This window comes from Streptomyces sp. NPDC037410, from assembly GCF_055602235.1.
Genome location: NZ_JBVJWR010000012.1, coordinates 127,208 through 149,567, shown reverse-complemented (window position 1 = coordinate 149,567; position 22,360 = coordinate 127,208). Strand labels below are relative to the sequence as shown.

Sequence of the window (22,360 nt, the reverse complement as noted above, 5' to 3'; positions counted from 1 at the left end):
ACGGGAAATGGTCCGCCTTCGATGGCTGACCGTGTCGACGCTGCTCCTGGCGGCGCTCGGCAACATCGCCATCCACTACGTCGCACCACTGGTCGTCGCCAAACTCGTCGGACGGATCGCGGAGGGCGGCACCGGCGGCGTCGGCCCCCTTCTTCCGTACGTTCTGGGATTCACCGGCGTCCTGCTGCTCGGCGAGGTCATGTGGCGCGTCTGCTACCACTGCCTGAACCGGGTCGATGCGCGCGGCATCGAGAGCTTGTACGTCATCGGCATGGATGAACTCTTCGCCAAGGACGCCGCGTTCTTCCACGACAACTTCGCCGGATCACTGACCAAACGGGTCCTCAGCTTCGCCTCCCGCTTCGAGGAGTTCATCGACACGCTGACCTTCAACGTCATGGGCAGTTTCGTGCCCCTCGCGTTCGCTTCGGTCGTGCTCTGGCAGTACGACCCCCTGCTCGTGGTCGGACTCCTGGTCCTCATCACGGTCACGGGCGCGGTCGTGACACCGCTGATCCGGCGCCGCCAGGCGCTCGTCGCCCAGCGGGAACAGGCCATCGCCCGGGTCTCGGGCCACGTCGCCGACAGCCTCACCAACATGGACACGGTCCGGTCCTTCGGCGCCGAGCGGCGCGAGGCCGCCGAGCACCGGTCCCGCGTCGCCGAGTCGCGGCGGCTCACCCTGCGCTCCTGGGACTACGGCAACCTGCGCATCGACACGCTCGTCGCGCCGATGTCCGTCCTGACGAACGTCCTCGGACTCGTCCTCGCCGTCGCCCTCGGCGGCGGGGAGCACGGCGTCGAGGCCGTCATCGTCGCCTTCACGTACTACGCCAACGCCACCCGGATCATGTTCGAGTTCAACCAGATCTACCGGCGACTGGAAGGCTCGATGACGGAGGCCGCGCAGTTCACCGAGCTCCTCCTCGACAAGCCGACCGTCCTCGACCCGGAGACCCCGGAACCCCTCCTGCCCGCCGACGCCCGAGTCAGCTTCGAGAAGGTGACCTTCGCCCACGCGGGCGCGAAGCCGCTCTTCGAGGGCCTCGACCTGGACGTGCCCAGCGGCGCGAAGATCGGATTCGTGGGCCGGTCCGGCGGCGGCAAGACCACCCTCACCCGGCTGCTCCTGCGCATGACGGACATCGACGGCGGCCGGATCACGATCGGCGGCCAGGACATCAGCCGGCTCAGGCAGACCGACCTGCGCAGCCTGATCGCGTACGTCCCCCAGGACCCCGCGATGTTCCACCGCACCCTGCGGGAGAACATCGCCTTCGCCCGGCCGGACGCCACCGAGGCCGAGATCCGCCGCGCGGCCGAGGCGGCGCACGTCACGGAGTTCGCGGACGGCCTCCCCGAGGGCTTCGAGACCATGGTCGGCGAGCGGGGGGTCAAGCTGTCCGGCGGCCAGCGCCAGCGGGTCGCCCTCGCCCGGGCGATCCTCCGCGACGCCCCGATCCTGCTGCTCGACGAGGCGACCAGCGCCCTGGACTCCGAGAGCGAGATGCTCGTCCAGGACGCGCTGTGGAGGCTCATGGAGGGGCGGACGGCCCTCGTGGTCGCCCACCGGCTGAGCACGGTGGCCACGATGGACCAGCTCGTCGTCCTCGACCGGGGACGGATCATCGAGCAGGGCACGCACCAGGAGCTCCTCACCGCCGAGGGCGCCTACGCGAAGCTGTGGCAGCACCAGTCGGGCGGCTTCATCGACGACACCTCTGCGGCGGTCGGCCTGCGGTGACGGGGCGATGTGGCGACGCGGTGACGTGGGGTGTCAGGGGTTATCCACAGGTTGTCCCGGGCGGGGCCGGGGTGTCGGTGCGGACGGCTAGGCTTCAGAAATGGTCCTTTCCGACGCTCCTGACGCCACCACCGAGATCTCCGACGCCGCCCGGGTGCTGAGCCGTGTCTTCGGCTACAGCTCCTTCCGGGGGGAGCAGCAGGAGATCATCGAGCAGGTCGTCGGCGGCGGCGACGCGCTCGTCCTGATGCCGACGGGCGGCGGCAAGTCGCTCTGCTACCAGATCCCGGCCCTGGTCAGAGCGGGCACGGGCGTCGTGATCTCGCCCCTCATCGCCCTGATGCAGGACCAGGTGGACGCGCTCAGGGCGCTGGGGGTGCGGGCCGGCTTCCTGAACTCGACACAGGACCCGTACGAGCGGCAGGCCGTCGAGCAGGCGTTCCTCGCGGACGAGCTCGACCTGCTCTACCTGGCCCCCGAGCGGCTGCGCACCGAGGGCACCCAGCGGCTGCTCGACCGGGGCGCGGTGTCGCTCTTCGCGATCGACGAGGCGCACTGCGTCGCCCAGTGGGGCCACGACTTCCGGCCCGACTACCTCGCCCTCTCCATGCTCCACGAGCGGTGGCCGAAGGTGCCGCGGATCGCGCTGACGGCCACGGCCACCGAGGCCACCCACGCCGAGATCGCGAAGCGCCTCGGCCTTGAGGACGCCCGGCACTTCGTCGCCGGCTTCGACCGGCCGAACATCCAGTACCGCATCGTCCCGAAGAACAACCCGGTCAAGCAGCTCCTGGAGCTGATCAGGACCGAGCACGACGGGGACGCGGGCGTCGTCTACTGCCTCTCGCGGGCCTCCGTGGAGAAGACGGCGGCCGCCCTCGTGGAGCACGGCATCGACGCCGTCCCGTACCACGCCGGCATGGACGCCCGGACGCGCGCGGCGAACCAGGCCCGCTTCCTGCGGGAGGACGGGGTCGTCGTCGTGGCGACCATCGCCTTCGGCATGGGCATCGACAAGCCGGACGTACGCTTCGTGGCCCACCTCGACCTGCCGAAGTCGGTCGAGGGCTACTACCAGGAGACCGGCCGCGCGGGCCGCGACGGGGAGCCGGCCACGGCCTGGCTGGCGTACGGCCTCCAGGACGTCGTCCAGCAGCGCAAGCTCATCGACGGCTCCGAGGGCGACGAGACGCACCGCCGCTCCCTGGCCATGCACCTGGACGCCATGCTCGCGCTCTGCGAGACGGTCGACTGCCGCCGCGTGCGCCTCCTGGAGTATTTCGGGCAGTCCGGCAAGCCCTGCGGCAACTGCGACACCTGCCTGACGCCCGGCGAGTCCTGGGACGGGACCGTCGCCGCGCAGAAGCTGCTGTCCACCGTGTGGCGGCTCGCGAAGGAACGGCGGCAGAAGTTCGGCGCCGGGCAGATCATCGACATCCTCCAGGGCAAGAAGACGGCCAAGGTCATCCAGTTCGACCACGACCAGCTGTCGGTGTTCGGCGTCGGCTCGGACCTCGGCACCGCCGAGTGGCGCGGGGTCGTCCGCCAGCTCCTCGCCCAGCGGCTGCTCGCGGTGGAGGGCGACTACGGGACGCTCGTGCTCACGGAGGACAGCGGCGAGGTCCTCGGCGGACGCCGCCAGGTCCCGATGCGCAAGGAGAAGGCGCCCGCCGCCTCCCGGAAGGAGTCCGGGACCCGCTCCGGCAAGGGCGCGCGGGTACCCGTCGACCTGCCCGAGGCCGCCGTACCGGTCTTCGAGGCCCTCCGCGCCTGGCGGGCCGCGACGGCGCGCGAGCAGGGCGTGCCGGCGTACGTCGTCTTCCACGACGCGACGCTCCGCGAGATCGCGAGCCGCCTGCCCGCCACCGTCGAGGAGCTCGGCACCATCGGGGGCGTCGGCGAGGCCAAGCTCACCAAGTACGCCGAGGGGGTCCTCGTGACCCTGGCGCAGTCCGGGGGCGGGGGGACGGACGGTGCGGGTCCGGACGGAGCCGGCGCATCCTCCGCGCCTGCCGCCCCGACAGTGCCCGCCGCCCCGACAGCGCCCGCCGCGCCTGCCGCCCCAGCCGCCCCGACAGCGCCGCCCGCCGCCCCGGCCGCGCCTGCCGCCCCGACAGCGTCCGCCACGCGGGCCGCGTCCGCCTCAGCGCCGTCGGAGGTTCCGCCGTCCTTCGACGAGGAGCCGCCGTGGGACGACGAGTTCGAACCGCCGTGGGACGAGGACGAGTAGACCGGTTTCCTACCGGTCGACGGAGGCCGTGTCGGAGACGTCCGACACGGCCTCCGGTCGTTCCCCGGGCGCGGGAACGCCTCGGCGGCGGCGGTCCGTTGGGTGAGGTCGATGATCGCTGCCTCCGCCTACGACTGGTACGAGGGCCACGTCGGCACTTCAGCAGCGCCTGGTAGTCGCTCACTCGGGCTGCGGTGTGAGACGGCGCAGCCCCCTGCGGTCGTAGTAGTGGGTCATGGCGAAGCCGAACAGCAGGGCTCCCGCCACGCCGACCGCGATCATGATCCAGCCGCGGGCGAGACCCGCGTCCGCTCGGGCGTCGAAGTACAGGATGGACCTGATGCCCGAGCTGAGCTGGTGCATCGGCTCGAAGACGCCCAGGAAGCGGTAGAACGCCGGGGTGGCCTCCAGGGGGACCGTCGCCCCGGAGGAGGGCAGGGCCAGCGCGATGAAGACGAACATGGACACGAGCTGGCCGATGCCCCCGAAGGCGGCGTTGATGGCCTGGACACCCAGGCCGACGGCGACCGTCGCGCAGTAGGAGAAGAGCCACAGCATCGGGATGTGGTCGGCGTCCATGCCCAGGATCGCGATCGTCGCGATCATGACGAGCGTGGTCGTGAGGAGCGAGATCCCGGCGGTCATCACCATCTTCAGGACGAGCGTCTGCGTGCGGCTGACGGGGACGGTCGGCCGGCGGGTGTGCCAGGGCCCGATCTCGCTGTCGGCGTAGCCCAGCGCGGTGTCGGCGCCCGCGTTGACGAGGTTCCCGCCGATGAAGCCGCCCAGGACCAGCAGCAGCGTGTAGTAGAAGGCGGTCAGGCCGAGCCCGCTGTGCCGGCCGATGGGATGGCCGACGCGGGTGACGACCGCGACGGGGTCGGCGAGGAGCACCCGCGTGGTCGGTACGGCGCTGGTGGCCGCGAGCTGTTTGCCGATGGCCAGTGAGGCCTGGTGTGCCGCGCCCTGGTTGATCTGGGACGCCAGGGACGAACCCAGGCTGCCGAGGCCGGGGTTGGTGAGCACGGTCAGCGTCGGGCGGGCGGTCGCCCGGTTCGTGGTCAGGGCCGCGACGGAGGCGGTGAAGTCGGCCGGGACGACCAGGGCGCCGAAGACCTTGCCCGAGGCCAGCGCGTCCTGGGCCTCCGTCGCGTCGAGGCGGCGCCAGTCGATGGTGGTCTTCGAGGAGCCGACCGTGGCGATGGTGTCGGTGATCTGCTTCCCCAGGTTCTCCTGTTGTCCGGGCAGCGGGCGGCCCTCGTCCTCGTCGACCAGGGCGATGGGCAGCCGGTCCAGGTGGTCGCTGGGGCTGAGGATGCCCCCCATGTAGAGGAGTGACAGGAGCAGCGACACCAGGGCGCACAGGACGGTCGGTACGAGCCACAGCTTGGCGTGCCGCAGGAGCGCGGAGGCGCGGACCTGGGGGCCGTGGGCCGGGTCCGGGCCCGGGGCGGGGTCCGGGGTGTTCGGGGGGATCGCGGAGGTCATGGGGCCATCGTCGGCGGACGGGGCCGCGATCCGGGCATTTCGGGCGCCCGTACGCGGCGGGCGTGTCGGGTGTCCGAACGGAGCGGGGCGCGTGGGGCCGGCTGCCAGGTCGGTGATTTGCATCGGCGCGCCGGGCCTGTCGTGCCCCCGTACGAGGCGGGCGGGTCGGTCCGGCGTATCCGGCGCCGCGCCGGTCGCCCTCCGATTGCGGACCCGTCGGCGCCGGGTTTCAGTGGGGACGACCCCCTTTCGCGCCCTCATCCAGTGGGGAAGACCCCCTCCGCGCTTTCAGGAGCAGCTATGTCGATGGCGTTCGGTTCGTCCTTCGGTTCGTCGGATCCGTTCAGTGACCTGTTCAACCGGTTCTTCGGGATGTCGCCGGCCTCCTCGCCGCCCGCGGTCCAGCGCGTGCCCATCGGACGGCTGCTGACCGAGTCCTCCCACGAACTGCTGAACACGGCCGCGCGCAAGGCCGACGAGGACGGCAGCACCGACCTCGACACCGAACACCTCCTGTGGGCCGCGACCCAGGTCGAGCCGACCCGCCGGCTCCTCTCCCAGGGCGGTGTGAACCCCGACAAGCTCGCCGACCAGCTCGCCGAGGTGCTTCCCCGGGAGGCCGCAGAGCCCTCCGCCGAGCCCGGACTCACCCCGGCGGCCAAGCGGACGCTCGCCAGGGCCCACGCCTACTCGCAGGCGGCAGGCGTCTCGTACATCGGCCCCGAGCACATCCTCAGCGCCCTCCTCGGCGACGCCGACTCCGGCGCCTCCCGCTTCCTGCGCGCCGAGGACCTGGACGTGCAGAAGCTGCGCGGCCTCACCGACCAGACGGCCCGCCCGGAGCCGCGCGGCGCCCCCACCGCCGCGAAGGAGCCGACCACCCTCGACGAGTACGGTCGGGACCTGACGGAGGAGGCCAGGGCGGGCAGGCTCGACCCCGTCGTCGGCCGGGCCGAGGAGATCGAGCAGACCATCGAGATCCTCTCCCGGCGTTCCAAGAACAACCCCGTGCTCATCGGCGAGCCCGGCGTCGGCAAGACCGCCATCGTGGAGGGCCTCGCCCAGCGCATCGTCGCGGACGAGGTCCCCGACACCCTGAAGGGCAAGCGGGTCGTCTCCCTGGACCTGTCCGGCATGGTGGCGGGAGCCCAGTACCGGGGACAGTTCGAGGAACGCCTCAAGAAGGTCATCGAGGACGTCCAGGAGGCGAGCGGCGACATCATCCTCTTCATCGACGAGCTGCACACGGTCGTCGGCGCCGGTGCCACCGGCGAGGGCTCCATGGACGCGGGCAACATGCTCAAGCCCGCCCTCGCGCGCGGCGAACTGCACGTCGTGGGCGCCACCACCATCGACGAGTACCGCAAGCACATCGAGAAGGACGCCGCCCTCGAACGCCGCTTCCAGCCCGTCCTGATCCCGGAACCGACCGTCGAGGAGACCGTGCAGATCCTCGAAGGACTCAGGGACGCGTACGAGGCCCACCACCAGGTCCGCTTCGCCGACGGCGCCCTCGCCGCCGCGGCCGAGCTCTCCGACCGCTACATCAGCGACCGCTTCCTGCCCGACAAGGCCATCGACCTCATGGACCAGGCAGGCGCGCGCGTACGGCTCCGCAGCGGCGGCCGCTCCACCGAGGTCGTCAGCCGCGAGGACAAGCTGGCGAAACTGCAGCGCGAGAAGGACCAGGCCGTCGCCCGCGAGGACTTCGAGAAGGCCAAGGAGCTCAAGGACGAGATCGCCGAGGTCGAGGGCGAACTCGCCGGGATCGAGGAGCGCCGCGAGGGCGTCGTCTCCGTCACGGCCGCCGACATCGCCGACATCGTGTCCCGCCGCACCGGCATCCCCGTCTCGCAGCTGACTGCCAGCGAGAAGGAGAAGCTCCTCAAGCTGGAGGAGCAGATGCACGAACGGATCGTCGGCCAGAGCGAGGCGGTCACCGCCGTCTCCGAGGCCGTGCGCCGCAACCGGGCCGGCATGGGCGACCCCGACCGGCCCGTCGGCTCCTTCCTCTTCCTCGGCCCCACCGGCGTCGGCAAGACCGAACTCGCCAAGACCCTCGCCGAGCTGCTCTTCGGCGCCGAGGACCGCATGATCCGGTTCGACATGAGCGAGTTCCAGGAGAAGCACACCGTCGCCCGGCTCGTCGGCGCGCCTCCCGGATACGTCGGTTACGAGGAGGCCGGCCAGCTCACCGAGAAGGTCCGCCGCCAGCCGTACAGCGTCGTGCTCTTCGACGAGATCGAGAAGGGGCACCCCGACGTCTTCAACACGCTCCTCCAGATCCTCGACGACGGGCGCCTCACGGACGGCCAGGGCCGCACGGTCGACTTCCGCCACTGCGTCGTGATCATGACGTCCAACATCGGCGCCCACCGCATCCTCGCCCACGGGGGCGACGCGGCCGAGCTCAAGGACGAGCTGATGGGGGACCTGCGGGGCCGCTTCCTGCCCGAGTTCCTCAACCGCATCGACGACATCATCGTCTTCCACAGCCTCACCGAGGACGACCTGTCCGAGATCGTCGACCACCTCCTCGACCGCAGCAAGCACCGCGTCCACGCCCAGGGCATGACCCTGGAGGTCACCGAGGCGGCGAAGAAGCTCCTCGTCGCCCACGGGTACCAGCCGGCGTTCGGCGCCCGGCCGCTGCGCCGCACGATCCAGACGGAGCTCGACAACCGCGTCGCCACCCTGCTCCTCGGCGGCGAGGCCGACCCCGGCGACACGATCGTCGCGGACGTCATCGACGACTCGCTGCACTGCACGATCCACAAGCCGGAGGAGGCGGAGAGCGCCGCCGCCGCGGCCTGAACCACGGACAGGAGCCCGGAGGCTCCGTGCCCTCCACTCACCGGGGTACGGAGTCTCCCGGGAGCCGGTCCAGGACGGCGGCGACATCGGTGCGGCCCGCGAGCTCCCGGAGCGCGCGTGCGAGGACGGGCTCGGGCTCCCGGACGACGGTCACCAGGCCCATCGGCACCGACCGTGCCGGCTCGGTCATCGGGACCGCCCGCATGCCGTACGGCACCCCGAAGACGTGCAGCCAGGTATGCGGCACGATGCTCGTCAGGACGCCGGTCCGTACGTGCGCGAAGAGCGCCGCCACCGAGTCGGTCTCGACCCGCGGCGAGGGCCGCACCCCCGCCTCGGCGAACACCTCGTCGAGCACCTGACGTCCCTGCATGGACCCGGTCAGCAGACAGAGCGGCAGCCGCGCGGCCTCCGCCCAGGTCGCCGTCGTCCGGTGCGCGGGGGCGTCGGCGGCGCCGGTGAGGAGCACGTACCGCTCCTCGTACAGCGGCACCGCCCGGAAGTTCTCCGCGAGCCCCTTGTGCAGGTACGTCACTCCGGCGTCGAGCTCGAAGTCCCGCAGCTGCCGCAGGATGTCCTCCGACCGGAGGTCCGCCGCCACCTCCACGTTCACCAGCGGGTGCGCCAGGCAGAACGGCGCCGTCAGCTGGGCGACCGCGCCGGACGCCGTCGGCACGGAGCCGATCCGCAGCCGGCCGCTCACCCCCGTCCGCAGGGCGCCGACCTCGCTCTTCAGGGCGTCGCGGTCGGCGAGCAGCCGCTGCGCCCACACCACGATGCGCTCGCCCTCGGGCGTGAGGCCCTCGTACCGGCGGCCGCGCTGGACCAGCGGGACGCCCAGCTCGTCCTCCAGCTTCCTGACGGCTTCCGAGAGCGCGGGCTGGGAGACGTGGCAGGCCTGGGCGGCGCGGGCGAAATGACGCTCCCGGGAGAGGGCCACCAGGTACTCGAGTTGACGGAACAGCACGTCACGGGTCTACCCGACAGCCCGCCGTGACGCCAGTCGGACCCGCCGTCACCCCGCGGCGGGGGTACGGGCCGGCTCCAGGCGGACCACGACGCCCTTGGACGTCGGGCAGTTGCTGATGTCGGCGACGCTGTCCAGCGGCACCAGGACGTTCGTCTCCGGGTAGTAGGCCGCCGCCGACCCCCGGCTCGCGGGGTACGCGACCACCCGGAAGCCCTCCGCGCGCCGCTCCCGCTCGTCGTGCCAGACGCTCACCAGGTCCACGAGCCGGCCGTCGGCGAGGCCGAGGGCGTCGAGGTCGGCCGGGTTGACGAGGACGACCCGGCGGGCGTCGTGGATGCCCCGGTAGCGGTCGTTCGGCGCGTACCAGACGGTGTTCCACTGGTCGTGCGAGCGCAGCGTCTGCAGCAGCAGGTGCCCCTCCGGGACGTGCGGCATCGTGAACGCGTTGCACGTGAAGACGGCCTTGCCGCTCGGGGTGGGGAAGACCCCGGAGTTCACCGGATTGGGCAGGTGGAAGCCGCCCGGCCGGGCCACGCGCGCGTTGAAGTCCTCGAAGCCGGGCACGACCCGGGAGATCCGGTCCCGGACGGTGCCGTAGTCCCGCTCGAACTCCTCCCAGGGGACGGCCGGCTCCTCGCCGAGCGTCCTGCGGGCGAGCCGCGCCACGATCGCGACCTCGCTGAGCAGGTCCGGCGAGGCGGGCGGCAGCTTGCCCCGGGAGGCGTGGACGTCGCTCATGGAGTCCTCGACCGTGACGAACTGCTCGACCCCGCCCTGCACGTCCCGGTCGCTGCGGCCGAGCGTCGGCAGGATCAGCGCGGTCTCGCCGCAGACCGTGTGCGAGCGGTTGAGCTTGGTGGAGACGTGCGCGGTGAGCCGGCACCGCCGCATCGCCTCCTCGGTGACCGCGCTGTCGGGGGTGGCCCGGACGAAGTTGCCGGCGACGCCGAGGAAGACCTTCGCGCGGCCCTCGTACATGGCCCGGATGCCGTTCACCGCGTCCAGACCGTGACGGGTGGGCGGGGTGAAGCCGAACTCCCGCCCCAGGGCGTCGAGGAACTTCTGCGGCATCCGCTCCCACACGCCCATCGAGCGGTCGCCCTGCACGTTGCTGTGGCCGCGCACCGGGCACACGCCGGCGCCGGGCCTGCCGATGTTGCCGCGCGCGAGGAGGAAGTCGACGACCTCGCGGATCGTGGGGACCCCGTGTTTGTGCTGGGTGAGGCCCATCGCCCAGCACACGATGATCCGCTTACTGCGCAGGACCCGCTCGAAGACCTCCTGGATCTCCTCGCGGGACAGCCCGGTCGCCGTCAGGACGTCCTCCCAGGACACCTTCCGCGCGTGCTCGGCGAAGGCGGCGAAACCGGTCGTGTTCCGCTCGATGAAGCCGCGGTCGAGGACGGTGCCGGGAGCGGCGTCCTCGGCCTCCACGAGCAGCCGGTTCAGGGCCTGGAAGAGGGCGAGGTCGCCGCCGGCGCGGATGTGCAGGAACTGGTCGGCGATCGCCGTGCCGCGGCCGATGATCCCGCGCGCCTTCTGCGGGTGCTTGAAACGCATGAGCCCGGCCTCGGGCAGCGTGTTGACGGCCACGACCTGCCCGCCGTTGCGCTTGGTCTCCTCCAGGGCCGACAGCATCCGAGGATGGTTGGTGCCCGGGTTCTGACCGACGACGAAGACCAGGTCGGAGTGGTGGATGTCGTCCAGGGAGACACTGCCCTTGCCGATGCCGAGGGTCTCCGACAGCGCGGAACCGCTGGACTCGTGGCACATGTTGGAGCAGTCCGGCAGATTGTTCGTGCCGTACGCGCGCGCGAAGAGCTGGAGGAGGAAGGCGGCCTCGTTGTTCAGCCGGCCGGAGACGTAGAAGAGGGCCTCGTCGGGCGAGTCGAGCGCCGTGAGCTCGTCGGCGAGCAGACCGAGCGCCTCGTCCCAGCCGATCGGCTCGTAGTGTGTCGCACCGGGCCGCTTCACCATCGGCTCGGTGAGCCGGCCCTGCTGATTGAGCCAGTAGTCCGACATGCCGTCGAGCTCCGCGATCGAGTGCGCACGGAAGAATTCTCGCGTGACGCGCCGCGAAGTGGCCTCGTCGTTGATGTGCTTCGCGCCGTTCTCGCAGTACTCGTTCCTGTGCCGCTCGCCCGGCGCCGGCTCCGGCCAGGCGCAGCCCGGGCAGTCGATGCCCTTGGGCTGGTTGATGTGGAGCAGCGTGAGCGCGGTGCGCCGCGGGGAGGTCTGGCGCAGGGAGTACTCCAGGGCGTGCGTCACCGCGGGGAGCCCGGTCGCCCAGGTCTTCGGCGGGGTGACCTTCAGGTCGTCGACCGGGTCCTCGATGCCGCTCATGCTCTGGTCCGCCTCATTTCTCGCGCCTGGCCGGATTCACGCCGCAGAGCAGATTCGACCCGTTCAGGAGCGAAGTCAAAGAGATGTTTTCGATGAGCTCATAGGCGCGGCCTATCAGCCCGCTCTGAATAGTTGTTTCGGGGGGTCGATAAGGCCGATGGATCGCGTCATCGGAATTGCCTCTTTGACTTGCGAAACGAATGCGCCGAGGGTGATCGGGTCATGCACACCCACCTCGGTCGCGCGCTCTCCCCGAGAGGCGCGCTCGCCCTGCAGAGCGTGGACGGCGCCCTGTCCTTCGCCCTGCGCGCCGCGCTCGCCATGGCGCTCCCCGCGCTGCCGCTGGCGCTCGCCGGGCGGGCCGACCTCGCCGTCTCCACGATGCTGGGGTCCTTCACCACCACCTTCGGCCGCAATCTGCCGTACGCGCGCCGCGCCCGCGTGCTCGCCGTCGTCGCCGTGGCGATGACCGCGTGCGTGGCCTGCGGCGCGGCGCTCGCCGCCTGGGCGCAGCCCCGGAACGGGGGAGCGGGCGCCGCCGTCACGGTCGCGGCCACCGCCCTGGTCGCCGGTCTCGCGAAGCTCGCCTGCGACGCGGCCCGGCTGAGCGGGCTCGGTGCGGTGCTGCTGCTCTTCTCCTTCGCGGTGGCCGCCAACGGCGCCTCGACCCCCGCCGACGTCCTGCCGCAGGCCGGTCTGGCCGCGTGCGGTGCGGCCGTCGCCTGGGTCCTCGCGGTGGCGGGGCGGCTCCTGCACCCGGACCGCCCGCAGCGGCTCGCCGTCGCCGCCGCCCTGCGCGAGCTCGCGGACCTGTGGGAGGCGGGCGGAACCGGTCCCGTACGGCACCGGGCGACCGCCGCGGTGCTCCAGGCGTACCGCACGCTCGGCGTCCTGCCGCCCTCGGGCACCGACCGGCACGGCCGCGACGACACCTGCGTCCGTCTCGCCGACCTCTCCTGGTCGCTGCTCGTCGGCTCCGCCCGCCGCCCGCCGAGCGACCCGGCCCCCCTGGCCCGTGCCCTGCGCCGCCAGGTCCGGGTGCTGGTCAGCCGCCGCCGACGGGCGCCTCGGCTCCTGCCCGAGCTGGCACTCCCGGTCCTGATCGCCCAGGCCGGCATGCTGGCCCGCCCTGACGCGTCTGCCGGGCCGCCCGAGGCCGCAGCCGGGCCGCCCGAGGCCGGGGCCGCGGCCGCAGCCGGGCCGCTCGACCCCGCCGCCGCCGTCCCCGCGCCCGACCCCGCCACCGCCGTCCCCGCGCACGGCCCTGTCCCCGTCCCTCCCGACCCGACCACCCTCCGCGCCACCGAGCTCCGCGCCGCCGCCCTGGTGTCCGGACCCGCCCACGGCCGCGTGGCCGTCCTCCTCGTGCCCGCCCTGCGGATGATCCTCGGCACCGGACTCGCGGGCGGGGCCGCGCTCCTCCTGGGTCTCGGGCACGGCTACTGGGCGGCGATCTCCGCCGCCGCCGTCCTCCACTCGGTCAACGTGCGGACGGCGGCCCAGCGGGCCGTCCAGCGCACCCTCGGCACCGTCGCGGGCCTCCTGCTCGCCCTCGGTGTCCTCTCCCTGGGCCCCGAGCCGGTGGTGCTGGTCCTGGTGATCGTGCTCTTCGAGTTCCTCCTGGAGTACGTCGTCGCCCGCAACTACGGCCTCGGCGTCGTCTTCCTCACCCCGCTTGCGCTGCTCCTCACCGATCTGGCCACGGTCGCACCTGCCGAGGCCCTCGTGCGGGACCGGGCGCTGAGCAGCGCGCTCGGCGTCGTCGTCGGACTCGGCTGCGCCCTGCTCGTGGTCCACGACCGGGCGGCGGTACGGGCGGAACGCGCGCTCGCCGCCTGCGCGGCGGCCTCGGAACGGGCCGAACGGGCCCTGGAGGAAGGGGTCGTGGGGTCGTTCCCGCTCGTGCAGACGCGGCTCGCGGCGGCGGCCGTGGAGCTGAGGGAGGCCGACGACGCGGCGGCGGGCGAGCTCTGGCCGGCCGAGATCGATCCCACCGAGCTCGCCGCCGCCGAACGCCGCGCCTACCTCCTCCTGGACCGGCTGGTCCGTCAGAAGTGACGGAGCGTCACGTAGCCGGCTCGATCGTCACCTCGACGTGCTTCATGATCGGCTGGTCGCTCTGGGTGCTGTAGTCGCCGAGCGCGCACAGCACGTTCATCTCCGGCATGTACCCGGCCGCGCAGCCGCGCGGGATGTCGTACGGGACGGCGAGGTAGCCGTTGAGGTGACGTCGGCTGCCGTCCTTCGCGGTGCTCGTGATGTCGACGGGGCCCATGTCGGGGATCCCGCGCTCGCGCATGTCCGCCCGGTTCATGAAGACCAGCGTGCGGAGGTTCTTGATGCCCCGGTAGCGGTCGTTGTCGGAGTAGATCGTGGTGTTCCACTGGTCGTGGGAGCGCATGGTGCCGAGCGCCAGGGTGCCCGGCGCGGGCACCACGTCGGGCAGCTCGGCTGCGGAGAACTCGGCGCGCCCGGACGGGGTGAGGAAGACCAGTTCGCGGGCCGGCTGCTTGATGCGGAAGCCGAGCGGCAGCCGTACGCGCCGGTTGAAGTCCTCGAAGCCGTCGAGCGCGCGGGCCATCGTGTCCCGGATGCGGTCGTAGTCCTCGACGTACCACTCCCACGGCGTGGCGCTGTCGGGCAGCGCGGCGCGCGCCATCCCGGCGACGATCGCCGGCTCGGAGAGCAGGTGCGGCGAGGCGGGCTTCTTCATGCCGACGGACAGGTGCACCATGCTCATCGAGTCCTCGACCGAGGTGCTCTGGACGCCCTTGCGCTGGTGGTCCTTCTCGGTCCGGCCGAGGCAGGGGAGGATGAGGGCCTGCCGGCCGTGCACGAGGTGGCTGCGGTTCAGCTTGGTGCTGACCTGCACGGTGAGCTCGCAGTTGCGCAGCGCCGCGTAGGTGTACGGGGTGTCGGGGGCGGCGAGCGCGAAGTTGCCGCCCATGCCGACGAAGACGGTGATCTCGCCGCCGTGCATCGCCTTGATGCTCGCGACGGTGTCCTTGCCGTGCGCCCGGGGCGGCTGGATCTCGCAGACCTCGGCGAGCCGGTCGAGGAACTCCTCGCTCGGCCGGTGGTCGATGCCGCAGGTGCGGTTGCCCTGGACGTTGCTGTGACCGCGTACGGGGGAGGGGCCCGCGCCCTCCCGGCCGAGGTTGCCGCGGAGCAGCAGCAGGTTGACGATCTCCCGGACGGTGTCGACGCCGTGTTCGTGCTGGGTGATGCCGAGGCACCAGCTGACGATGGAGCGGTCGGCCTCGCCGTACACGCGGGCGGCCTTGAGGATGTCGTCGCGGCTCAGCCCCGACTGCCGTTCGAGCTCCTCCCACGGCGTGGCCTCGCACAGGGCCCGGTACTCCTCGAAGCCGGACGTGTGCCGCTCGATGAACTCCCGGTCCAGGGCCTTCGGGTCGGTCGACGACTGCTCCAGGATCGCCTTCGCCATGCCCCGTACGAGCGCCATGTCGCCGCCGATGCGCGGCTGGAGGTTGAGCGTGCTGGTCCTCGTCGTCTTGAAGAGGGCCATGTCCGTGAAGTCGTGCGGGACGATCGTGCGCGTGGCGGCGGCCTCGACGAGCGGGTTGACGTGCACGATCTGCGCGCCGCGGTGGTAGGCCCCGGCGAGCGCGGTGAGCATCCGGGGCGCGTTCGAGGCGGCGTTGACACCGAAGACGAACAGCGCGTCGGCGGTCTCCCAGTCCTGGAGGTCGACCGTGCCCTTCCCGGTGCCCAGGGAGGCCTGGAGGGCGCGGCCGCTGGCCTCGTGGCACATGTTGGAGCAGTCGGGCAGGTTGTTGGTGCCCAGTTCGCGGGCCATCAGCTGGTACAGGAACGTGGCCTCGTTGCCGAGCCGGCCCGAGGTGTAGAACGCGGCCCGGTTCGGGTCGTCGAGGCCGCGCAGGGTACGGCCGACGAGCGCGAAGGCGTCCTTCCAGCTGATCGGGACGTAATGGTCCGACTCGGGGTCGTAGACCATCGGCTCGGTGAGGCGGCCCTCGTTCTCCAGGTCGTAGTCGCTCCACCCGGCGAGCTCGGTCACCGAGTGGGCGGCGAAGAACTCGCGCCCGACCCGCTTGTGGGTCATCTCCCAGGTGACGTGCTTGATGCCGTTCTCGCAGATGTCCAGGTGGAGGCCCTTGGTGTCGTCGGGCCAGGCGCAGCCGGGACAGTCGAAGCCGGTGTTCTCGTGGTTCATCCGCATGATGGCGCGCGGCCCGTCGACCAGCGCGCCCTCGCGCACCAGGAAGTTCGTCACGCTCTTCGCGGCGCCCCAGCCGGCGGCCGGGTGCTTGTACGGATGGAATTCCGGATCGCCCTGGGGGGTGGGCCCCACCCGGGGTTCCCGCTCGTCCCGGGCGCTGCTCTCGTCCTGGTCGGTGCTCAAGGTGCCTCATCCTCTCGCCCTGCGGACTGATGGGTGCGCATGGGCATGATGGACAGAAGGACCCCCTGGGCAGGCTAAGCCCGCCGCCCCGCTCCAGCCACCCCACGCCCGCCGGGCTGCGTACCGGATCATGCGCACCTACGCTGGCGCTGTCCCTTTCCTCCGTATTCCGGTCGTCTCTCGTGGGAGCGTCATGGTCGTATCCCAGCCCGTCCTCGCCCCGCCCGCCCGGGCGGGCGTCTTCCTGGTGGCCACCGTCAACCCGGGCGGTGAAGACGTGGCGCGGGAGGCGCTGCAGGACCTGTCGGGGCTGACCCGTTCGGTGGCGTTCCGTCACCCTGACGCCCGCCTCACCTGCGTCGCCGGCATCGGCTCCACGGGATGGGACCGGCTCGTCGGCGGCCCCCGCCCCCGCGAGCTGCACCCCTTCGCGACCCTGCGGGGCCCCCGCCACCGCGCCCCGGCCACCCCCGGCGACCTGTTCTTCCACCTGCGGGCCCGGCGCCTGGACCTCTGCTTCGAGCTGGCCCGGCACATCGTGGCCGCCCTGGGCCCCGCGGTGACCGTCGTCGACGAGGTGCACGGCTTCGCGTACTTCGACGACCGCGACCTGCTCGGCTTCGTCGACGGCAGCGAGAACCCCGAGGGCACGACGGCCGCCGACGCGGTCCACATCGGCGACGAGGACCCGGACTTCCGCGGCGGCAGCTACGTCGTCGTCCAGAAGTACGTGCACGACATGCCGGCCTGGGACGCGCTCACCGTCGAGCAGCAGGAGCACGTCATCGGGCGCGGCAAGGGGTCCAACATCGAGCTCTCCGACGACGTCAAGCCCGCCGACTCGCACGTCGCGCTCAACACGGTCACCGACGAGAACGGCGTCCAGCGGCAGATCCTGCGCGCGAACATGCCCTTCGGACAGGTCGGATCGGGCGAGTTCGGCACCTACTTCGTCGGCTACGCGCGGACGCCCTCCGTCACCGAGCGGATGCTCCGCAACATGTTCCTCGGCGATCCCCCCGGCACCACGGACCGCATCCTCGACTTCTCCCGGGCCGTCACCGGCGGCCTCTTCTTCGTGCCGAGCGCCGGCCTCCTCGACGACCTCCCCGCCCCCTCGGCCGCCGCGGCCCCCGGGGAGACCCTCGGCATCGGCAGCCTGAAAGGAGCCCTCGCCCCATGACGCCCCCCGAGTCCACCAGCAACCTCCACCGCGAACTCGCCCCCATCACCGCGGCCGCGTGGGCCGAGATCGAGGAGGAGGCCCGCCGCACCTTCCGTCGCAACGTCGCGGGCCGCCGCGTCGTCGACGTCCCCGACCCGGCGGGACCGGAGCTGTCGGCCGTCGGTACGGGGCACCTCACCGAGCTCGCGGAGCCCGCGCCCGGCGTCACGGCACGGCTGCGCGAGGCGCGGCCGCTCGTCGAGGTCCGGGTGCCGTTCACCGTCGACAGGGCCGCCGTCGACGACGTCGAGCGCGGCTCGAAGGACTCCGACTGGCAGCCCGTCAAGGACGCGGCCCGCTCGCTCGCGCTCATCGAGGACCGCATGGTCTTCGAGGGGTACGAGGCCGCCGGAGTCGAAGGGCTGCGCGCCCGCAGCTCGAACCCGCCGCTGCGGCTGCCGACCGAACCCCGCGACTACCCCGACGCGGTCAGCCGGGCCCTCACCGCCCTGCGGCTCGCGGGCGTCGACGGTCCGTACGCGCTGCTGCTCGGCGCCGACCAGTACCGGGCGGTCAGCGAGACCTCCGACCACGGCTACCCGATCGCGGCCCACCTCGCCCGGATGCTCGACGGCTCCCCGATCTGGGCGCCCGCCCTCGACGGCGGCTTCGTCCTCTCCACCCGGGGCGGCGACTTCGAGCTGCGCCTCGGCCAGGACGTGGCGATCGGCTACACCGCGCACGACGGGACCAGCGTGCACCTGTACCTCCAGGAGACCCTGACCTTCCTGGCCCACACGGACGAGGCAGTCGTCGTCCTGGAGCCCTGAACCGTGGACCGGCGCCTGTTGGGCGCGGTGCCCCGGCTCGCCGCGTCCGCGTTCGGCGGCGCGGTCGCCGGCGCGGCCGTCGCGGCCCTGACCCACGCGCCGCTGGGCATCCTCGCCGGCATCGCCGCCGCCGAGACCCTCTTCGTCGTGACCGGCTGGATGGTCCTGTGGCCCATGGACGCCGCCACGACCCACCACAACGTCCGGCGCGAGGAGTTCCGGCCCGTCGTCGAGGAACTCGTCGTCGTCGCGACCTCCCTGTGCGGGCTCGTCGGCATCGTGGCGCTGCTCCTGGCCGGCCACACCGACCTGAGCCACGCGGCGGCCGCGACGGCGCTCTGCGGGGTCTTCATGGCCTGGGCGGCGCTGCACCTCATGTACGCCACGAGGTACGCGTACCTCTACTACGCCCTCAAGCCCGGCGGCGGGATCGACTTCAACTCCCCGTCCCCGCCGAGGTACAGCGACTTCCTCTACTTCAGCTTCAACCTCGGCATGACCTACCAGGTCTCCGACACGAACGTCTCCAGCGCCACGGTCCGGGCGATCGTCCTGCGGCACTGCCTGCTGTCGTACGTCTTCGGGGCGAGCATCCTGGCCACCACCATCAACCTCGTCGCCGGGATCGTCACCGGCTGACCGGAGGCGGGTCCCGGCGCCGGCACCACGGCCCGCGCACAGAGCGGGCCGCGAGCCCGGTGGCGCCGTCAGCCGAGCGAGAGCACGACCGCGGTCGTCCGGCCCTCGGGTGTGTCGTACGTGACGGTGTCGCCGGCGCGGTGGCCGAGGAGGGCCCGGCCGAGCGGGCTGTCGGCGGTGACCAGGGTCGCGTCCAGGGCGTTCGCGAGCTCGCCGATGTGGAAGGTCGACTCGGTTCCGTCCTCGAACCGCACGGTCACGCCGCTGCCCACACCGACCGCGCCGGTGGACGGAGCCCCCGCGACGGACGCCTCCTTGAGCCGCCCCTCGATCACGCCGATGCGGGCGTCGAGGCGGTCGAGGTCGTCGCCGCGCTGCAACTCGTCGGCCTCGTCGGCCCGGTCGCCGACCTCGTCGCCACCGCCGTCCCGCAGGGTGGCGGCGACGGCCTCGCGTTCGGTGCGCAGATCCGCGAGCTCACGCTCGAGCTCCTCCCGGCCGACGGCGCTGATGGGCTCGGGTCCACCGGTCATTGCTGCTCCCGATTCTGCGGCGGCACGGACGACTGCCGTGGGGGATCATTCAGGACGAAAGGGAGATTAACAGGCAGGAGGTCGAGGGGTGGAAGGACGCGCGTCAGCTTCCGCTCGGACTCGGCCTGGCCTCCGTCGCCGGGATGTCGAAGACGTGGTCCGGGGTCACGATGCGGGTGATGGCCTGGCCGAAGAGCGTGCTGGGCTCGTTGTTGTCGTGCAGGACGTCCGTGTTGAGAACGAGCGCCAGGGTGGCCTTGGCCTCCGGCAGGTAGATCGTGAGCGACTCGTAGCCCGGCAGGGAGCCGTTGTGGCCGATCCAGCCCTGGATGTCGAAGATGCCGAGGCCGTAACCGGCGCCGGGGATGCCCGTGGGGAACGTGTGGAGCCGCTCGGCCTGCGTCTTCGGCGTCAGCAGGGTGCCCGTCGCGACGACCCGGGCCCAGGTGCGGAGGTCCTGGAGGTCGGAGATCATCGCACCGGCCGCCCAGCCCCAGGAGGGGTTCCAGTCGGTGGAGTCCTCCAGCTTCCCCGAGGCGGTCTGCACGGTGTAGCCGTGGGCGTGCGGGCTGGGGAACGCGGCGTCCGTCGGGAACACCGTGTGGCGCAGGCCGGCCGGCTCGATGACGTTCTTCTGGATGAACTCGTGCAGCGGAGTCCCGCTGACCTTCTCCACGACGAGGCCGAGCAGGATCAGGTTCGTGTTGCAGTAGTCGAACTCGGTGCCCGGCTGGAACTGGATCGGGTGCTTGAAGGAGTAGGCGAGCAGCTCCTGCGGGGTGAAGGGCCGGTAGGGATCGGACGTGAGGGCCTTGTAGAAGCCCTCGTCCGCCGAGTAGTTGAAGAGACCGCTGCGCATGGACGCCAGGTTGCCCAGGGTGATGCGGTCGCCGTTCGGCACGCCGTCGACGTACTTCGAGATCGGGTCGTCCACGCTCACCTTGCCCTGGTCGACGAGTTCGAGCAGGGCGGTCACCGTGAAGGTCTTGGTCTCGCTGCCGATCCGCATGTAGAGCCCGGGGTTCATGGGCTGTCCGGTGGCCTTGTCGGCGATGCCGAAGGAGCGGATGTACGTGCCCTTGCCGGGAGCGGAGAGGGCGACGCTGACACCCGGGACACCGGTCTCCTTCATCACGTCCTGGATCGCCCCGTCCAGGCGGGCGGCGACGGCCGGGGTGAGTTCCGGGAACTGCGCGTCCGCCGAGGGCGAGGGGGCCGCGGCCACGAGGGCCGCGGGGCCGGGGGGTTCGGCCGCGAAGGCCGCACCCGCGCCGACGGGGGCGACGAGGATGCCCAGGGCCGCGAAGGCCGCGCAGAGGCGTCGGTTCCGTGTGTGCGAGTACCTCACGGCGGGCCTCCTGCCGGCCGGGGACAACACTCCACTTCCAGGCTAGGTCGGCGTGGATGCCCTCGCATCGCGGCCCGGCCCGTCTGTTAGGTTGCGGATCTCTGACCCCGGGTCGAGAGGGAGAAAGCGCACGATGGCCGTCATCCACCACACCACGATGCAGCCCACCAAGCTGGAGCTGCTCGCCTCGTGGCTGCCGACCCGCGCCTGGTACGCGGCCGGTGCCGGGGAGCCGCGTCCCGCGAAGGTGGGCGGCTTCCGGCTCGACGACCCCGCGGGCGAGGTGGGCATCGAGTTCATGGCGGTCACCGACGGCGAGGGTCCCGACGCGGTCACCTACCTGGTCCCGATGACCTACCGCGGCGAGCCCCTGGAGGGCGCCGAGCACGCCCTCATCGGCACCTCGGAGCACGGCGTCCTCGGCACCCGCTGGATCTACGACGGCGCCCACGACCCGGTGCTCGTCGCCGAGTTGTACGCCCTGCTCGCCGGCCGGGCCGAGGCGCAGGACCAGTCCGTCGACGGCACGCCCGACCCCACCGTCTCCGCCTCGCTCGCCCCCGCAGGGACCGAAGCGGAGCCCGTACGGGTCGCGGACGGATCCGACCACACCGACGTGGTGGTACGGGAGACCGGCGCGGCCACGCCGCTGACGCTACGGGTGCGGCGCGTCCTGCGTCCCGGTGAGGACGGCGGCCCCGGCCGTGGCCGGGTCACGGCCGAGTGGCGTCGCGCCGACGGGACCACCGCGCGCGGCGCGTACGTCGTCGCCCTGGCCGACCAGTCGGCCTTCAGACCCAGTTGACCTCCGCCTTCTCGAGCAGCGGGTCCTCCACCAGTTCCCAGAGCGGGACGGCGAAGTTCCCCGTGCGGTAGCGGCCACCGAAGTGCAGCCCGAGGACCCGGTGGTCCGCGAGGTCGAACACCGGGGAGCCACTGTTGCCGCCGAGCGTGGAGCAGTCGTGCTTCATCACCAGGCCGCCCGGGGTGAACTCGGTGGCCGTGCCCGGCTGGAGCCGCTTGACGTTGTAGACGTCCATGAAGATCCGGCGCATCGACTCGGGCTCGTTGCGCCGGCCGTCCCAGGCCGGGTAGCCGATCACGTACACCGGGCGGCCCGGCAGGCTCGCGGGCGCGTCCGCCGCGACCGCGAGCGGCGTGGGCAGGCCGTCCTCGGACGCGGGCTCGACCCGGAGCAGGGCCATGTCGACGTCCGGGTGGATGCCGATGACGTCGGTGACCTCGTACGGCACCGAGGGCCCCGGCGGCCCGCCCTCGGCGGGCAGCTCCTCCGCCGGGTCGACGCGCGCGGACATCCCGAACTCCAGGGTCCAGCGTTCGCCCTCGAGGCGGCTGAACTCCGCCGCCACATGACGGTTCGTCATCACCGTGCGCGGGCCCACGAGGAACGCCGTGCCGATCCAGTCCAGGCTGGGGTGTCCGGTGACCTCGACCCGGCCGACCCGCAGGAGCGACTCCCGGATCGCGGGCCGCTGCGGCTCCAGGACCGCCCACTCGTCGCGCTGCGGGGCGAAGTCCTGGCGCTGGACCAGGATGGCGGGCCGGCCCTCCAGGAGGACGATCGCCTCCACGCCGAAGGACTCGTCCCCGTCGAGTTCGTCCTCGCGGTTCGCGGCCAGCTTCTCCAGGCCGCTGACCCCGGCTTCCAGGACGCGGGCCCGCTCGTCACGGGCGAAGCGGGAGATCTCGGCGGCCGGTGCCACGTCGGCGGGCAGTTCGAGCGCCGACTCGGCGATCTCCGCCTCCAGCCCCGCGCGCACCCGCGCGGCGACCTCCCGCAGATCGTCGAAGATCCGCTCGGCACCGGTCGCCACCGGCGACACGCTCCGTGGTCCGTTCTGCATGGTC

Annotated in this window: 15 protein-coding genes; 8 read left to right on the top strand and 7 right to left on the bottom strand. The window is 72.1% G+C overall.

Annotated features, from left to right (window positions below; genetic code table 11):
• The first annotated feature begins 7 nt into the window (after positions 1-7).
• Positions 8-1,744 carry an ABC transporter ATP-binding protein gene (locus tag ACZ7HT_RS21350; protein WP_471168044.1) on the top strand — a complete coding sequence of 579 codons (1,737 nt, stop codon included), beginning with the start codon at positions 8-10 and terminating at the stop codon, positions 1,742-1,744.
• Positions 1,745-1,844: 100 nt separating this feature from the next.
• Entirely contained in the window at positions 1,845-3,974 is a 2,130-nt protein-coding gene (gene recQ, locus ACZ7HT_RS21345; RefSeq protein ID WP_471168042.1) for a DNA helicase RecQ, read from the top strand.
• Positions 3,975-4,154: 180 nt separating this feature from the next.
• On the opposite strand, the gene ACZ7HT_RS21340 is transcribed toward recQ, so the two are convergent.
• Positions 4,155-5,462, bottom strand: a complete 1,308-nt coding sequence (locus ACZ7HT_RS21340) for a YhgE/Pip domain-containing protein (RefSeq protein WP_471168040.1) — start codon at positions 5,460-5,462, stop codon at positions 4,155-4,157.
• Between the two features lie 300 nt (positions 5,463-5,762).
• On the opposite strand from ACZ7HT_RS21340, the gene ACZ7HT_RS21335 reads away from it, so the two are divergent.
• Positions 5,763-8,276, top strand: coding sequence for an ATP-dependent Clp protease ATP-binding subunit (locus tag ACZ7HT_RS21335; RefSeq protein ID WP_471168038.1), 2,514 nt, complete (start codon positions 5,763-5,765; stop codon positions 8,274-8,276).
• 37 nt (positions 8,277-8,313) lie between these two features.
• On the opposite strand, the gene ACZ7HT_RS21330 is transcribed toward ACZ7HT_RS21335, so the two are convergent.
• A complete protein-coding gene (locus ACZ7HT_RS21330; protein ID WP_471168034.1) occupies positions 8,314-9,243 on the bottom strand; it encodes a LysR family transcriptional regulator in 930 nt (309 codons plus the stop codon).
• Positions 9,244-9,291: 48 nt separating this feature from the next.
• Positions 9,292-11,589: an FdhF/YdeP family oxidoreductase gene (locus tag ACZ7HT_RS21325; RefSeq protein WP_471168031.1), complete on the bottom strand. Its 2,298-nt coding sequence runs from the start codon at positions 11,587-11,589 to the stop codon at positions 9,292-9,294.
• A gap of 222 nt (positions 11,590-11,811) precedes the next feature.
• On the opposite strand from ACZ7HT_RS21325, the gene ACZ7HT_RS21320 reads away from it, so the two are divergent.
• Positions 11,812-13,647, top strand: coding sequence for an FUSC family protein (locus tag ACZ7HT_RS21320; protein WP_471168028.1), 1,836 nt, complete (start codon positions 11,812-11,814; stop codon positions 13,645-13,647).
• A 7-nt stretch (positions 13,648-13,654) separates the two neighbouring features.
• Here the strand turns inward: ACZ7HT_RS21320 and ACZ7HT_RS21315 are convergent, their stop codons facing one another.
• On the bottom strand, positions 13,655-15,976 hold the full coding sequence (locus tag ACZ7HT_RS21315) for an FdhF/YdeP family oxidoreductase (RefSeq protein ID WP_471168025.1): 2,322 nt from the start codon (positions 15,974-15,976) through the stop codon (positions 13,655-13,657).
• Between the two features lie 193 nt (positions 15,977-16,169).
• On the opposite strand from ACZ7HT_RS21315, the gene ACZ7HT_RS21310 reads away from it, so the two are divergent.
• The 3 genes from ACZ7HT_RS21310 to ACZ7HT_RS21300 are packed head-to-tail and all read left to right on the top strand — an operon-like array spanning position 16,170 to position 18,610.
• Positions 16,170-17,159 (top strand): Dyp-type peroxidase, encoded by a 990-nt coding sequence (locus tag ACZ7HT_RS21310; RefSeq protein ID WP_471168022.1) that lies wholly within the window; start codon positions 16,170-16,172, stop codon positions 17,157-17,159.
• On the top strand, positions 17,156-17,971 hold the full coding sequence (locus tag ACZ7HT_RS21305; protein WP_471168019.1) for a family 1 encapsulin nanocompartment shell protein: 816 nt from the start codon (positions 17,156-17,158) through the stop codon (positions 17,969-17,971). The genes ACZ7HT_RS21310 and ACZ7HT_RS21305 overlap by 4 nt, the downstream gene beginning before the upstream one ends.
• Before the next feature lie 3 nt (positions 17,972-17,974).
• Positions 17,975-18,610, top strand: a complete 636-nt coding sequence (locus tag ACZ7HT_RS21300) for a DUF1345 domain-containing protein (RefSeq protein ID WP_471168016.1) — start codon at positions 17,975-17,977, stop codon at positions 18,608-18,610.
• A gap of 68 nt (positions 18,611-18,678) precedes the next feature.
• Here ACZ7HT_RS21300 and ACZ7HT_RS21295 read toward each other — a convergent pair whose 3' ends face one another.
• Both ACZ7HT_RS21295 and ACZ7HT_RS21290 read right to left on the bottom strand, forming a co-directional pair.
• Positions 18,679-19,143 carry a GreA/GreB family elongation factor gene (locus ACZ7HT_RS21295; RefSeq protein ID WP_471168014.1) on the bottom strand — a complete coding sequence of 155 codons (465 nt, stop codon included), beginning with the start codon at positions 19,141-19,143 and terminating at the stop codon, positions 18,679-18,681.
• A gap of 103 nt (positions 19,144-19,246) precedes the next feature.
• On the bottom strand, positions 19,247-20,491 hold the full coding sequence (locus tag ACZ7HT_RS21290; protein WP_471168013.1) for a serine hydrolase domain-containing protein: 1,245 nt from the start codon (positions 20,489-20,491) through the stop codon (positions 19,247-19,249).
• A gap of 133 nt (positions 20,492-20,624) precedes the next feature.
• On the opposite strand from ACZ7HT_RS21290, the gene ACZ7HT_RS21285 reads away from it, so the two are divergent.
• Positions 20,625-21,296 carry a maltokinase N-terminal cap-like domain-containing protein gene (locus ACZ7HT_RS21285; protein ID WP_471168011.1) on the top strand — a complete coding sequence of 224 codons (672 nt, stop codon included), beginning with the start codon at positions 20,625-20,627 and terminating at the stop codon, positions 21,294-21,296.
• On the opposite strand, the gene ACZ7HT_RS21280 is transcribed toward ACZ7HT_RS21285, so the two are convergent.
• Positions 21,283-22,356, bottom strand: a complete 1,074-nt coding sequence (locus ACZ7HT_RS21280) for a trypsin-like serine peptidase (protein ID WP_471168008.1) — start codon at positions 22,354-22,356, stop codon at positions 21,283-21,285. The genes ACZ7HT_RS21285 and ACZ7HT_RS21280 overlap by 14 nt on opposite strands.
• Positions 22,357-22,360 lie beyond the last annotated feature (4 nt).